The 14,358-nt window shown below is 51.4% G+C and carries 17 protein-coding genes; all 17 read right to left on the bottom strand.

Annotated elements, in window-relative coordinates; all coding sequences use genetic code 11:
* Positions 1–273: 273 nt before the first annotated feature.
* The 17 genes from recO to ACE5KN_RS20440 all read right to left on the bottom strand — a co-directional run bounded on the left by recO (position 274) and on the right by ACE5KN_RS20440 (position 14,357).
* Positions 274–1,035 (bottom strand): DNA repair protein RecO, encoded by a 762-nt coding sequence (gene recO, locus ACE5KN_RS20520; protein ID WP_375526866.1) that lies wholly within the window; start codon positions 1,033–1,035, stop codon positions 274–276.
* 55 nt (positions 1,036–1,090) lie between these two features.
* A complete protein-coding gene (locus ACE5KN_RS20515; RefSeq protein WP_375526865.1) occupies positions 1,091–1,228 on the bottom strand; it encodes a YqzL family protein in 138 nt (45 codons plus the stop codon).
* Between the two features lie 95 nt (positions 1,229–1,323).
* Positions 1,324–2,226 carry a GTPase Era gene (era, locus tag ACE5KN_RS20510; protein WP_375526864.1) on the bottom strand — a complete coding sequence of 301 codons (903 nt, stop codon included), beginning with the start codon at positions 2,224–2,226 and terminating at the stop codon, positions 1,324–1,326.
* Between the two features lie 78 nt (positions 2,227–2,304).
* Positions 2,305–2,718 carry a cytidine deaminase gene (locus ACE5KN_RS20505; protein WP_375526863.1) on the bottom strand — a complete coding sequence of 138 codons (414 nt, stop codon included), beginning with the start codon at positions 2,716–2,718 and terminating at the stop codon, positions 2,305–2,307.
* Between the two features lie 50 nt (positions 2,719–2,768).
* A complete protein-coding gene (locus ACE5KN_RS20500; RefSeq protein WP_375526862.1) occupies positions 2,769–3,146 on the bottom strand; it encodes a diacylglycerol kinase family protein in 378 nt (125 codons plus the stop codon).
* Positions 3,146–3,643: an rRNA maturation RNase YbeY gene (ybeY, locus tag ACE5KN_RS20495; protein ID WP_375526861.1), complete on the bottom strand. Its 498-nt coding sequence runs from the start codon at positions 3,641–3,643 to the stop codon at positions 3,146–3,148. The genes ACE5KN_RS20500 and ybeY overlap by 1 nt, the downstream gene beginning before the upstream one ends.
* A 35-nt stretch (positions 3,644–3,678) precedes the next feature.
* Positions 3,679–5,922 (bottom strand): HD family phosphohydrolase, encoded by a 2,244-nt coding sequence (locus ACE5KN_RS20490; RefSeq protein WP_375526860.1) that lies wholly within the window; start codon positions 5,920–5,922, stop codon positions 3,679–3,681.
* Positions 5,923–5,937: 15 nt separating this feature from the next.
* On the bottom strand, positions 5,938–6,909 hold the full coding sequence (locus ACE5KN_RS20485; RefSeq protein WP_375526859.1) for a PhoH family protein: 972 nt from the start codon (positions 6,907–6,909) through the stop codon (positions 5,938–5,940).
* A gap of 6 nt (positions 6,910–6,915) precedes the next feature.
* Positions 6,916–8,109, bottom strand: coding sequence for a sporulation protein YqfD (yqfD, locus tag ACE5KN_RS20480; RefSeq protein WP_375526858.1), 1,194 nt, complete (start codon positions 8,107–8,109; stop codon positions 6,916–6,918).
* Positions 8,106–8,399, bottom strand: a complete 294-nt coding sequence (yqfC, locus tag ACE5KN_RS20475; protein ID WP_375526857.1) for a sporulation protein YqfC — start codon at positions 8,397–8,399, stop codon at positions 8,106–8,108. The genes yqfD and yqfC overlap by 4 nt, the downstream gene beginning before the upstream one ends.
* 370 nt (positions 8,400–8,769) lie before the next feature.
* Positions 8,770–9,315 (bottom strand): YqfB family membrane protein, encoded by a 546-nt coding sequence (locus ACE5KN_RS20470; RefSeq protein ID WP_375526856.1) that lies wholly within the window; start codon positions 9,313–9,315, stop codon positions 8,770–8,772.
* A 33-nt stretch (positions 9,316–9,348) separates the two neighbouring features.
* Positions 9,349–10,353, bottom strand: coding sequence for a flotillin-like protein FloA (gene floA, locus ACE5KN_RS20465; RefSeq protein WP_375526855.1), 1,005 nt, complete (start codon positions 10,351–10,353; stop codon positions 9,349–9,351).
* 38 nt (positions 10,354–10,391) lie between these two features.
* A complete protein-coding gene (locus ACE5KN_RS20460; protein WP_375526854.1) occupies positions 10,392–11,750 on the bottom strand; it encodes an NfeD family protein in 1,359 nt (452 codons plus the stop codon).
* 865 nt (positions 11,751–12,615) lie between these two features.
* The gene (locus ACE5KN_RS20455) at positions 12,616–13,059 is read right to left on the bottom strand and encodes a GatB/YqeY domain-containing protein (protein ID WP_375526853.1); all 444 of its coding nucleotides are present in this window, start codon (positions 13,057–13,059) and stop codon (positions 12,616–12,618) included.
* A gap of 16 nt (positions 13,060–13,075) precedes the next feature.
* Complete coding sequence (gene rpsU, locus ACE5KN_RS20450; protein WP_005547957.1) at positions 13,076–13,249, bottom strand: 30S ribosomal protein S21; 174 nt, start codon at positions 13,247–13,249, stop codon at positions 13,076–13,078.
* Positions 13,250–13,358: 109 nt separating this feature from the next.
* Positions 13,359–13,724, bottom strand: a complete 366-nt coding sequence (locus tag ACE5KN_RS20445; protein WP_375526852.1) for a histidine triad nucleotide-binding protein — start codon at positions 13,722–13,724, stop codon at positions 13,359–13,361.
* A gap of 114 nt (positions 13,725–13,838) precedes the next feature.
* Positions 13,839–14,357, bottom strand: coding sequence for a hypothetical protein (locus ACE5KN_RS20440; RefSeq protein ID WP_375526851.1), 519 nt, complete (start codon positions 14,355–14,357; stop codon positions 13,839–13,841).
* Position 14,358: the final 1 nt, after the last annotated feature.

Below are 14,358 nucleotides of genomic sequence, written 5' to 3'. Positions count from 1 at the left end.
TCTACGCCTGTACAGACGTAGGGACGAGAGCTGGCTCCCGCGGTTCCACCCTACTTGACTGCAGCTCCTGTAAGGGAGTCTGCAATCCGCTTTCCGTGTCATTCATGCTCCCGGGTGCCCTTTCACTGATGGTTCCCGCCAGGCTTCCACCGTCCCTGACTCGCTTGAAGGGTAGATCAATCAGCTACTTTCCCGATCTTTGCATGTCTCATTTAAGAGATAATTACAATACATATTACACAATACTAACATATTAGTCAAACTGAAAATTTATTACTGAATATCATACTTGTCCAGCTGATCGAGAAAATTGCGGGATTTAAGCTGCATACCGAGCTGTGCATCCATAAATTTGCGCATAATCCCTTTAATCTCATTCCGCGTCGCCTCGCTGACATTCACATTGCCCAGCCTGGTCAAATCCAGGCGGGCAAAAAGGCGAAGCAGCTTCATCGCGCGGGGAGTCACAAGAACGGCAGCAGGATCAAAATGCTTGCAGGCTCTGCAAAGCACGCCCCCCAGACTCGGGCTGATCCATTCCTCTGTCTCTTGCTGGCCGCATTCTCTCTCGCAGGAAATGCAATTATCCAGTTGCGGGGCATAACCTGCAGCCTGCAGAATCTTGAGCTCATATATGCTAATGATGACCTGCGGGTCCTTGCCGCTATCCAACGCTTCAAGGCAGGCCTTGATCTGCCTGAACCAGAAAGCCCCCGTATCCTCGTCTTGCAGCACCCTGTCCAGCAGCTCGCAGGCGTAGGATGCATAGGCGGCCTTGAAGATGTCCTCCCTGAGTCCATGATGGGAGTCGATCAGCTCCCCGGCGTTCAGCGTCCCCAGCCCCGTATTTCGAAAAAAAACATACTGCCCGTATGTAAACGGCTGGGCCAGCGCGCCATGGCGGCTCTTCGGCTTTTTCGCGCCGCGTATGAGCACTCCGACCTTGCCGCCGTGTTCAGTGCACAGCGTTATGATTTTATTCCCCTCGCCGTAGTCCATACTGCGGATGACGATGCCTTCCAATTTGTAAAGCATTTCCCCATCCCCCATACGCTTTTGCACACTGCAAAAGCCTTCTTACCGGCAAAGCCTATTCTGCGGCTTCCTCCTGATCGTCCGGTTCCGTTACAGCCGCCATCTGCTCTCCCAGTACGGCAGCTTCTTTATAAAGCAAATACGCATCGACATCTCCAGTCATCATAAAATACTTCCACGAAAAATCTCGCATTCGTATTCATCCTTTCATTCGGAAATGACGTCTGCATTTACGAAGATAGGATGCTCGTTGACCGGGAAACTATGCCATGCAATAAATGGCTGTGATCAGGCGTCGCGATGGAAGCCAAGATCACGCAGCACTCGCTCCTGATTGCGCCAGTCCTTCTTCACCTTGACCCACAGCTCAAGGAAAATTTTCGACCCCAGCAGCTTCTGGATATCCTGACGCGCCTGCTTGCCCACCTCTTTAAGCATGGCGCCCTGCTTGCCGATGATAATGCCTTTCTGCGAATCCCGTTCCACATAGATGACAGCCGAGATATGAACCACACCATTGCTCTCCGCCCGCATGTCCTCGATCATGACGGCTATGGAATGGGGAACCTCTTCCCGGGTCATATGCAAAATTTTCTCCCTGACCAGCTCGGCAATAACAAACTGCTCGGGATGATCCGTTACCTGGTCCTCCGGATAATACTGTGGGCCTTCCGGCAAATATTTCTCGACCTGCTCCAGCAGCCGATTCACATTGTTGCCCATTTTGGCCGAGATTGGCACGATTTCGGCGAAATCATACAGCTTCCGGTATTCTTCAATCAGCGGCAGCAGCGCTTCCGGCTCAATCTTGTCGATTTTGTTCATCACGAGAATGATAGGCGTGGACACCTTTTTCAGCTGTTCGGCAATGAAGCGGTCGCCTCCGCCCATGCCCTCCGATGCGTCTACCAGAAACAGAGCGGCTTCGACTTCGCCGAGCGTGTTAAGGGCCGTCTGGTTCATAAAATCACCAAGCTTGGATTGCCGTTTATGAATGCCGGGCGTATCCAGAAACACGATTTGCATGTCCGCCGTGGTGTATACTCCATGTATTTTGTTGCGGGTCGTTTGCGGCTTATCCGACATGATCGCGATTTTCTGGCCGATCACATGGTTCATCAAGGTGGATTTGCCGACATTTGGCCTGCCGACGATCGCGACAAAGCCTGATCTGAATTTTGCTTTACTCATATTCATTCCTCCGACGCACAGCGTCCGTGTGTTCTTCTTATCTTTGATAGCACCTGTTAACTTTGATAGTACCCTGATTTACGGCCGCTCTTTACCCAAATCGGATGGGCCAAATGCTCCCGGCAGCAGCTCGGCAAGGGTGGTTTCCCGTATATCCCCTTTCAAATTGCCCAAATAAACGGGCATGTCAGGGGGGCAAAGCTCCACGATCACCTGCCTGCACACACCGCATGGGGAAATGGGGCCCTCTGTATCTCCGACCACAGCCAGCGCTTTGAAGCTCCCGGGCTTGTGCCCTTGAGCCACCGCGCTGAACAATGCCGTACGTTCGGCACAGTTGCTCGGCCCGTAAGCGGCATTTTCAATATTACATCCATGATGGACCTTACCTTCGGCATCCAGCAGCGCAGCGCCCACACTGAATCCTGAATAGGGCACATAAGCCTTCACGCGCGCTTTGACAGCTTCCTGCATTAACAACATTGGATCCATTCTGACCGACTCCCCACCGTTTAAATTGTATATATTCACTGCGAAGCAAGTTACAGCAAATGTCCCAGCAAGGCCAACAATGGTTCATAAAACACAACAACCCCTGTAATGACAGCAAAAACCGCAGCCAGCAGCACAGCTCCGGCGGCGGTGTCTTTAGCGGCCTTGGCCAGCGGATGAGCTTCTGGGCTGACAAGGTCCACGACAGCTTCGACAGCAGTATTGAACAACTCCGCAGCCATTACGAAAGCACAGGCCGCCAGAATAAACAGCCATTCCATCCGGGAGATACGAAACACGATACCCGCCGCGATTACACCCAGAGATATGACAGCATGCACCCTCATATTAATCTGCGTGCGAAGGGCATACTTGATCCCTTCCAAGGCATAACGAAATGTCGATCTCCACGAATGGGGCGGTTTCATCAGCGCGTTAACCCCACTTCCGCGAGCACAGCCTCCTGCTTGGACATCATCTCCGCTTCACTGGCTTCATCCTGATGATCATAACCCAGAAGATGCAGAAAACCGTGAACAAACAGAAAACCGAGCTCCCTTTCCAGCGAATGGCCGTATTCCTCGCTTTGCCTTTTCGCCGTCTCCACGGAAATAATAATATCGCCAAGCACCTCGGGGAAATCCGGCTCAGCGTCTCCTTCCCCGATCTCATAGACGATCTCCGGCTCATCCTCCAGCTCTTCATTCATGGCAAAGGAAAGCACATCCGTCGGGCGGTCGATGCCGCGATACTGCTTGTTCAGCTCATGAATATGCTCATCTGTAACAAAGGTTAGCGCAACTTCGCCATCATGTACTCCTTCGGCTTCTCCCGCTTTACGCAGGATGGTCTCCAGAGTGGAAATAAAAGATTCATTGATATTCAAAACTTCCTGTTCATTGCTCCATGCCAATTGAAGGCTCATGTTTACGCTCCTTTTTTGCTCGACAATCTTTCCAGTTACTGCACTTTTTCTTCCTTCGGTTTTTCCTCCGGATATTCGATCCGGGAATGGAAGATGCCCATAACGGTTTCTTTCAGCGTTTGCGAGATGATGTCCAGCTCGCGCATCGTCAGATCGCATTCGTTGAATTGTTGATCATCCAGCTTGCTTTTAATAATTTTTCCGATCATCGTTTCGATCTGCTCAACCGTCGGCTTCCGCAGCGACCTTACCGCAGCCTCAACACTGTCGGCAATGCCTACTACGGCCGCTTCCTTGGATTGGGCTTTGGGCCCCGGATAACGGAAATCATCCTCCGTGAAATCCGGTTCCACCCCGCGCTCCTCAGCCTGTCTTAAAGCCTTGTGATAGAAAAAGTGGAGGAAGGAGGTCCCATGATGCTGTTCTGCGATATCCCTGATCGGCTTCGGAAGCTTGTATTCCTTCTGCATTTCCACACCGTCCCTGGCATGGGCAATGATGATTGACTTGCTGAGCTTGGGATCAATCGAATCATGCGGATTGTCCATTCCGTTCTGATTCTCAATAAAATACGAAGGGCGTTTCGTTTTCCCTACATCATGATAGTATGAGCCGACACGGCACAATAATCCGTTGGCTCCAATCGCTTCCGCGGCCGCCTCGGACAGGTTGCCGACCATAACGCTATGATGGTAGGTGCCAGGCGTCTCCGTCAGCAGCTTCCGCAGCAGCGGATGGTTCGGATTGGACAGCTCCACCAGCTTGAGAGCCGACAAAATGCCAAATGTGGACTCAAAAAACGGCATTAGCCCGATGACCAGTATGGCGGTAAGCATCCCGCCGGCAATGGCCCCAACGATCGAATAGAGCGTGCTCAGCTGGTTCCAGCTTCCCTTATCTATTAACACAAGGGAGAGCACGGACAAGGCCCCAAAAATGCATACCATAATCGATCCCTTGAACAGGGTGGAACGCTGGCTGGCGCGGTGAATGGTGAAAATGGCGGTAAGGGACACCACAAACGTAAAAAAGCCGTAATTAAAATCAAAAATTTGTCCCTGCCGTGCATTGAGAATGATGCTGGACAGTATACTGATGATGACCGTGCATATAAACGCAAGCGATCTGTCCAGCAGCAGCGTAACCAGCATCGCTCCGATCGCCACCGGGGCAAAATACCCTATGTAAGACCGTTCACTCGTCTGCAGGGTATGTGCCAGAAGCAGAACGACGATGGTGATGATGAAAATGAGTACAAGCATAAGAAGCTGCGCATTATTATATTTAAACTGACGGGAATCCGACTGCCGGATGAACACAAGCAATCCGAGCGCCAACAGACAGGAAAGCATAAGCAGTCCGAACTGCGGCCAATAGTTAATCTCGTTCTTGAGCAAATTGTTCTCATCAAGCAGCGTATAAATATCCTGGGTGATGATCTCACCCTTGTGGACAAGGATCTCCCCCTGGTCGATATATACGGTGGGCGTATTTTCACGCGCCTCGACCTTGGCAGCCTTCGTCGCTTCATCATCATAAAACTTGTTCGCCGTTACAGCAAGCCTTGCCAGCTCCTGTACGACTTCACGGGAGGTGCGGTCGCTCAGCGAGCTGGTGCTCACCAGCTCGGCTACCTTGGCTCTCGCCGTCGTTGCATCCGAAATCTGGTCATTCATGAGCCTGGTGACGATCTCGCGGGCAACCGGCTTCATTTCCGTAATATTGTCCGAGGTCAGACGCGGAATTTTGATGAAGGTTTCCTCGGGAATTTTGTAGGTTTGTTCTTTCGTCTTTTCAAGCACTTCATCCAGAAGCTTGTCCGGATAGGCATCCGCCTTTTTGCTGTTGTTGACGAAATTATTTACAAAATCCGCTGCACGCTGCGGGATTTCCTCTTTATAAATGGCAGCCTTGTCCGCATGCGAAACCTGGTCATCCTGATTCAGGCGGTCAATCCGGTCCAATATGGATGTCACCAGGTTGTCGTTGCGCATCGGCACAATGGTATAAATATCCTGCACTCTTTCGGCAGCTTGCTCCTGCGCCTGCAGTGTGGCCTTGTTGTTCGGCAGCTGCATGGGGGCGACGATGTCCTTCTCGCTTTGCGTATTTACCCGGATATCATAACGTTCGGGAAGCAGACGCGGAGCAAGACTGACATAGAAAAGAATCACCAAAAACAAAAACAGAAGATAGCGTGTAGCCACGCTATACTTCCATCCGTTCATTCTATACTGGGTCACTTTACTGGTGCCTTTCGACAGTTCTTTCGGAGCCATAGAGACAATCCCTCTCTATACTTGATTTTCGGCAGCACGGTCATAGGCTACAATGATTTTTTGAACCAGGGAATGGCGCACAACGTCTTCATCCGCAAACTGCACGAACCCGATCTCCTCAATGGAATTCAAAATATTTTTCGCTTCAATCAACCCCGATCTCTTGCCGCGCGGCAGGTCAATCTGGGTGACATCCCCAGTAATGACCATTTTGGAGCCGAAGCCAAGGCGCGTCAAAAACATTTTCATCTGCTCTGGCGTCGTATTCTGGGCCTCGTCCAAAATAATGAACGCATCATCCAGCGTACGCCCCCTCATATAGGCGAGAGGAGCAATTTCAATCAATCCGCGCTCCAGCGCCTTGGCCGTTTGGTCCGGTCCCATAACATCATACAGTGCGTCGTAGAGCGGCCGTAAATAGGGGTCGACCTTCTCCTGCAGATCGCCTGGCAGGAAGCCCAGATTCTCGCCCGCTTCCACGGCAGGCCGGGTAAGAATAATGCGCTTGACGGAGCCCTCCTTAAGCGCGGCAACGGCAAGCACGACGGCCAGATAGGTCTTGCCGGTCCCTGCCGGCCCGATGCCAAAGACGACATCCCGTTTTTTGATCGTTGTAACATAATGCTTCTGGCCAATCGTTTTCACCCGGATCGGCTTGCCGCGGAAAGTGGTGGTAATCTCGCCCTTGAATAGGTCTAGCAGCTGATCCGCTCTCAGATCCTTCGCCAGCTCTATCGCATAATGGACATCCCGTTCACTGAGAACAAATCCGTTACGGATTAGCTGCAGCAGCACGTCAAACAGCTGTTCCAAAACCTCAACTTCGCGCGGCTCGCCGTAGATGGCGATTTCCTCCGCCCTTGAATCGATCTTGGCCGGAATCTCCGTTTCAATTATTTTTAAGAAAGAATCCCGCGGGCCGAAAAGAGCCTGTCCCTCTCCCGCATTGTGCAATGCAATTCGTATGCTGTGTTGTTGTTCAGCCAAATAGCCTCAATCTCCTCGGTTATAAACTAGCGGAAGCTCTTCCGCAATATCTTGCTCTACCTCGAACAGCACTTTCATATAAACTTTACCATTCTCTTTGTTCTCATGCAAAATTTTTTGCCCTAAAATTTTCGTTCCTTTCCCGTATTTCGCCAAAATATGGGACTTTGCCCTTTCCAATCCCATCTCTTTGGCAGCCTGCTCAGACACCTCATGCCGCTGTTCGCGGGTCTCCATCACCCTTTCGGTCATCCAGCCGACAGGGAGCTTCAAAGAGCGCCAGGTCAAAGGATCATATTCGGTTACTGTATCCGATGTGGAATAAGGTTCTTGACCGTATCCCCAGAACTGAATGGCCCGCCGTCCCAGCACAAGGTACAGTCGTTCTCTGCTCTCGCCGGTATAGGCCGAGCTCTTCTGAACAAGTGGGGTGGAAATTTCATATTCATGCCACACAAGTCCCCGCACCTTACCTTTGGCCACAACCTGCTCCTGATTCTGTTCATCCCCGAGCGTACCTGAAATGAGTATATCGCCTCTTTTGACTCTTGTATTTTTTTGCACGACAGGTCTTCCCTGCTCGGCATAAATTTCCGTAATGACGGCATCCGCATTGCTGATCAGATGGCGCGGATTAAGCAGCGGCTTGGGTGCCGCCCTTGATGCTTCAACCACCTGAATCGTAATGACAGTCCCCTGCTTTTCCACTCCGATCCACGAAGCGTCAGGCAGCCTGCGCATCAGATTTTTGGCCAGCTTGTCCTGTCCGGGCAGCCGGAAGCTCCATTGAAAAGGATAAATCCCTTCCTCACGGGCGGCCTGCAGCACTTCCTCCGTTGTCAGGCTCTCATTCCCCTTTACCTGCACCGTCCATACCAGTGAAGACATCATATAGACCCCTATAAAAAACAGCAGGACACCTGCGGCAAAAAACTTCCTCCGGCCAAGGCGAGCCAGCGTAAAGGGAAAACCCTCCCTGCGGGTGACATGCATCCGGCAGCCTGTCCGCCGCAGCAGCGGACGCAAGGAGAATACATCCGGAAGCAGGAGCTTCATTTCCGTCCGGCTCCCGCCCAGCGGTCTGACGTCCCAAACCGGGATATTCCGTTCTGACAGCAGATTCACAAAGCTTTCCACTTGACCGCCTGTCACTTCTATAACGACCGTACCGCGCAGGCGGGATAAAGCCGGTTGTCTCACAGGTCCTCCCCCGTTCTTTCAATGTGGACTGACGTAATCTCGCCTTCCACGCTGATTTCTTCAGGCAATATGCTCCTGATTACAAGGCCGCTGCCTCCTATTCGGAGCCTCCCGCTGGAGAGGGCAAGCAGCAGCTCTTCCGGAGTAAAATTCAGGACACCCCGATGATTTTCGATATATAACTGTCTGCTGCCGATCAAAGTCAAGCGCGGCATATCCAAAAGAATATCCTGTGGCAGGTCCAGCGCCTCACTGGTCCATTTGCGCAGCTTGCGGCTGATCCGGGTCATTCGGGTGAGTCCCCCTTCCTGTACTAAACAACTTATGCGTGATCCGTGTTAAATATGAAGCTGTATCCTGCATCATGACAGACAAAAATAGGCCAACCAGAAGTTCTGGCTGACCTACTCATGCGAAAATAACCACATAAAACACTCTCATTTGATTCTTGGTAATAAATCAAAAATCAGGAATACCCCATATACTCAGTTTATCATTCCAATCCCCCAACGCATGAAAGAAGAAAGAGCGAGTATTGGTGGAAAACCGGCCACCGATACTCGCTCTTTTAAATAAAAACGATTCTTCTGTAACGTAAGTTTGCTTACTGTAGTCTAACCTTACCCTGATGGGAAAAGCCCCTTCTTCCTGACAATAATGCTAGACGCCTCTTCTTCGGCGTTTCGCTTTGGGCGGGGACAAGATTTCAGACCAGATGATCCCACTGCGGACATCAGCCGTCCGGAAACGGGAACGCCCCTCGGTTCCCTGGTCATCCTCCCCGTATACGGCCATATCACCGCCGGAAATACGGTCCAGTCTTTGCAGCACCCGCTGCCGGTCCTCTTCCATGGCGCGGATTCGTCCTTCTAGCGTTGAGTCAGTTCCGGCATATTCAGCGGATAATCCTTCATCAAGGTCATCCCCGGCAGCGCTTCTTACCGTTTCCCGGGCCGGATCAATCTCACCATATCCCTGCTCACTAAAGTCCTTGTCCGGAACCGTATATTGCGGCTGTGGTTTGTCCCCGTCGTCCCGCTTTCTGCCTCTGCGCGGAAAGCCTTCAGCAGGGCCTCCGAACGTCGGCATTCCGCCGCCGCTCCGTCTTTTATTTTCTTTGCCCGGACTTGCTTTTCCCAAAAACGACAGGAGAGCAAATACGATGACGGCTACAATATACAGGTGCTGCACTATCCATTCAATCATTCTGCATCACCGCTTTCCCACGGATTCCGTCTGTTAACCGCGCTCATTAGGATGGTTCGGTCCGGAGCTGTCATTCGGCTTGCCGAGCGACTCTCTCATCTGTGTATCGGCCTCAATGTTCTGCATATTGATATAGTCCATGACGCCCAGATTTCCGCTGCGCAGCGCCTCCGCCATGGCAAGCGGCACCTGGGATTCGGATTCAACCACACGCGCACGCATCTCAACGACACGCGCCTTCATTTCCTGCTCCTGCGCGACTGCCATGGCACGGCGCTCCTCAGCCTTCGCCTGTGCAATCCGCTTATCCGCTTCCGCCTGCTCGGTCTGCAGGAAGGCGCCGATATTTTTGCCCACATCGACATCAGCGATATCAATGGATAAAATTTCAAACGCCGTCCCGGCATCAAGCCCCTTGGATAGCACAGTCTTGGAAATCGAATCGGGATTTTCAAGCACATCCTTATGCGAGTTACTGGAACCAACCGTGGTAACGATGCCTTCGCCTACACGGGCGATAATCGTTTCTTCGCCGGCTCCCCCGACCAGCCGGTCGATGTTCGCACGCACGGTAACACGCGCTTTAACCTTGACCTCAATTCCGTCCTTGGCCACCGCGGCAACGGTGGGAGTCTCAATAACACGCGGGTTGACGCTCATCTGCACTGCCTGCAGCACGTCACGTCCTGCCAGATCGATGGCGGCGGCCCGTTCAAATTCCAGCGGGATGTTGGCGCGCTGGGCCGCAATCAGGGCATTCACGACACGGTCGACATTACCGCCGGCCAGAAAGTGGCTTTCCAGCTGGTTGATCGTCAGGCCAAGCCCCGCCTTGGTCGCTTTAATCAGCGGGTTGACGATTCTGCTCGGCGTTACCCTACGCAGGCGCATCGCAACAAGGGTGATAATCCCGATCCGCACCCCCGAAGCAAGCGCGGAAATCCACAGCATAACCGGAAAAAAGCTGAAAAATACACTAAGCACAATGACTACAACAACTGCAATCAGTAAAACACCAACCAAACCTGAGTTCATCATCTACTCACTCGACCTCCATTTGTCAACGTATTTGTTTCTTAGAAAAGCTCCTTCACTACAACACGCCCGCCTTCGACCTTGATTACAGTGACAGACTTGTTGCTTTCTATAAATCCACCTTCTGTTACGACATCAACTCTTTCGTCTCCAATCAGCGCCGTGCCGGCCGGGCGAAGGGGTGTTAGGCTTGTGCCCTGCATCCCCAACAGCCGCTCCTTGTTCGTCACCGAAGAATATCCCTTGTCTGCCGTCAGGTTCTCCTTCAAAACAAACTTGTTCCAGACGCCCCGTTCCTTGAACGCAACGGCGACAATGGCGACCACGATGGCGGCAGCGGCAAAAGCGATGCCGAGCGACAACAGGGCATTGGCCGTATCATAAGCAGCCCGGACTACACCGGCAACAAGGCTTACCGAGCCGAGCAGTCCGAGAATGCCAAAGCTCGGTACGAAGAGCTCCAGCGCAAGCAGCACCAGCCCGACAATAAATAGCACCCATGTCTCGTATCCCGCAAAGCCTGCCACATAGTTTCCGAAGAAATATAGTCCAAAGGCCAATATCCCAAGAATACCCGGCACGCCGAAGCCCGGCACCAGCAATTCAATCACGATGCCTGCAATACCGATGAATAGCAGCAGCACCTGCATCCAAGGATGGGTCAAAAATTCAGCAAACTGTTCGGCCGGCGATTTGTCGACCTGAAAAATATCGTTATTGGCAAACCCCATCCAGCTCGCCACTTCTCCCGGAGATGAAGCAATGCGGTCGGCATATCCCATTTTCAGCGCCTCTTCGCTCGTAAGCGAAATAATCTGGCCTTTTTCCTTGACCTTGCCGATTTCCGGCATGTTCACTTCCAAATTGACATCCACCATGCCTTCGGCAATGGAGGCGTTTCTTCCACCTGCCTGGGCGGCTGAGGCCATAATGCTTTTCCAGGCGGCAACGCTTTTCGGATCGTCCACCAGCGTACCTGTTCTGTCAACCAGCGCTGCCGCTCCGATCATACTGCCTGGTGCCATGGCGATTTTGTCGGCATTCAGTGCAATATACGCTCCTGCAGACGCGGCATTTCCGTTTATGTAAGCTACTGTAGGAATGCTGCTGCTTTTGATCAGCTCTCCGATCCTTTCCGCCGTGTCCACCCGTCCCCCTGGTGTGTTGATTTCCAAAATAATCAGGCCAGCCTTCGACTGCTCCGCTTCTCTGAAGCCGCGTTCCAGAATATTCTCCAGCCCGCGCTCGATTTCCTGATTGACCGGAATCACAAATACTGGCCCGATTCCTTCCGCTGCAGCCGCACCTGCCATCCGGATTCCCCCGGGCAGCAGAAGCAGAAAGAACAGCAGGAAAGCAAGCAAAGCCTTCAAGCCTAACGCCGGTTTTTTTACATTCATCGATCTCCCCCCTTCCGGCTATTATGTACATCTTACCAGAACTTAACTTGACCATTGGCCATTTGTTTTAAAAAAACAGCAGGCCAGCAACAATTTACATACGTCATAAACCTTACACAGGTTTCAAAACCTGACAATAACGGTGTAAATGCCCTAGTAAAAAAACTTTATAACTCAACTTTCGCAGCATGAAATCAGCAAACAGGCCTGGATGTAACTGGGCAAGAAGAAGGGGATTCGCTCCGATCAGATCCTAGTATCCAGAGTGGGACGGGCGTCTATAGGGTTTGGGGTTTGGGGTTTGGGTTGGGGTCCGTTGCCTGATGCCTGATGCCTGTTGTCTCTCCATACATCTTTGCATGATTATCCCTTTTACTCAGACTCTTGGTCTGCTTCACACCACCTAACGCTCTGCTTTCTCCTAAGATCGCCTCTTGATCTTGAACCGATCTGCTTCTCCATAAGGAACAATCCCAAAATAATAGACCCATTCGATGGTCCTGAATAGCGTAACAACAGGCATTTTCGTACCTCATTTGATCCGTTTTTTTCTTTAACGCGCCTAAAGCATATTTTCGGTTCCGGTTTTCCGGTTTTCTTCACCTGATCCAATGGGATAATGGTGCAAAGCTCGCGGACAGCGAGTTCACACGCCTTGCCAGGATCGACGAGCAGCTGGACTGTCAAGCCTTAACTTTCAGCATGAAATTGGCAAACTTGCAAGGAGGGGATTCGAATTCCTCAGAACCCAGCAGCTACAAAGGTTTCAAGGGATTTGTGCTCTGCAAAGGTTGAGTTATAACTCTATAATCCTAAAAAAAGAAAAAACACTCCCTGTTAGACAGGGAGTGTCTGCTCTTTTTGTTTATTGCAGAAATTGCTGAACCGTTTGGTTCACGAGTTTTCCGTCCGCACGGCCCTTTACCTTGGGCATCAAGGCCGCCATCACTTTTCCCATATCGGCTTTCGAAGAAGCACCGGTTTCCTGGATGGTCTGCTGTACAATAACTTTAATTTCTTCTTCGGTAAGCTGTGCGGGAAGGTACTGACTGAGAATCTCGATTTCCGCTCTGTTGCTTTCCGCAAGTTCATCGCGGCCTGCTTTTTCAAATTCCTGGAGGGCATCCTTGCGTTGTTTGATCTCACGACTCAGAATATCAAGCAATTCGGTGTCATCCAAATCCCGTTTCAATTCTATTTCAAGGTTTTTTATCGTAGAACGAACCATTCGAATGGTGGAGAGCTTGAACTTGTCCTTACTCTTCATCGCCTGCTTCATATCTTCGTTCAATCGTTCGCTCAAATTCATGATAGCTCAGATCCTCCTAGAACTTTCTCTTACGAGCAGCCTCGGACTTTTTCTTGCGCTTTACGCTTGGCTTTTCATAATGCTTGCGTTTTTTCACCTCAGCCAATACGCCATCCTTAGCGATGGAACGCTTAAAGCGACGAAGTGCAGCATCAATTGTCTCGTTTTTGCGAACTTTAGTTTCAGACACCAGTTTTCCCTCCCTCCGACCAGACCGTCCAAGAGCAATAACACGGTTCATCAACTTTCATTATAGGTGAAAGCTAAAGCGGGTGTCAACCTATAGGAAGAAAAGGACTTCAGCCTGCCGCGTGAGAATCGGAAATACCCGTCAAAGCGCCCAGCTTGGCTCCGCCAAGCAGATGGTAATGCAGGTGGTGAACCGCCTGGCCGCTGTCCGGACCGCAGTTATTGATGAGCCGGTAGCCCGAATCGGACACGCCAAGCTGCTGGGCCGCCTTTTGTGCAATACGATGGATTTCGGCGATCAGCGGGAGGTCCTCCTCTGTCACTTCGTTCATGGACGCGATATGCTTCTTCGGAATAATCAGCACATGCACAGGCGCCGCGGGCTGAATATCATGAAATACGAGCATATCCTCCGTCTCCAGCACCTTTTTCGACGGGATTGAGCCTTCTACAATTTTGCAAAACAGACAGTCCATTATGTATCCCCCTTCTTGAATTAACCATTATGTACTTTATCATACCGAAAAAGAGGATAAAATAACAGCAGGCCCGCCCCGTTCCGGGGTGCGGGCTGCTGATAAGGTAGATGCTCAATAATAAGGAAGCAAACCGATGGCTGTCAGCGCGGCAAGAGGCAGGATGAGCCTGTTGAAACGGCGTCTGCCATAAAAAGGGTAACCGAAGCCATAGCCGTATCCGAAGCCTGGAAACGCCCCGGGGTAGCCAAAGAAAGGATAACCAAAGGCTCGCGTTCCTCCGCAACCGCAGTCAGGATAAGGCAGATTGGCTTCCGGCTGAACATAGGTTGGATGGGGCATATTTGCCTGATACTGCACATTCGCAGTATGCGGCATATTTGCATGGTATTGCGCATTGGCGGTATGCGGCATATTCGCTTGATACTGCACATTGGCGTGGTGCGGCATATTTGCGTTCGCTTCGCCGATCGGAACAGCCATATAAATATTTTCATCGTCCACATGCTCCACAATGCCGTCATACATCGAACCGTCCTTTGTCCATACGCACACATAACGGTGCATATGCTTCATACAGATCTCCTTCGTTTCCTTTACCTCTTTCTTTTCCACTGGAGCAATATTTTCCATC

Source organism: Paenibacillus terreus (assembly GCF_042138595.1).
Classification (GTDB): domain Bacteria; phylum Bacillota; class Bacilli; order Paenibacillales; family Paenibacillaceae; genus Paenibacillus; species Paenibacillus terreus.
The sequence above is the reverse complement of the archived record's forward strand: the minus strand, read 5'-3'. Positions and strand labels throughout refer to the sequence as shown.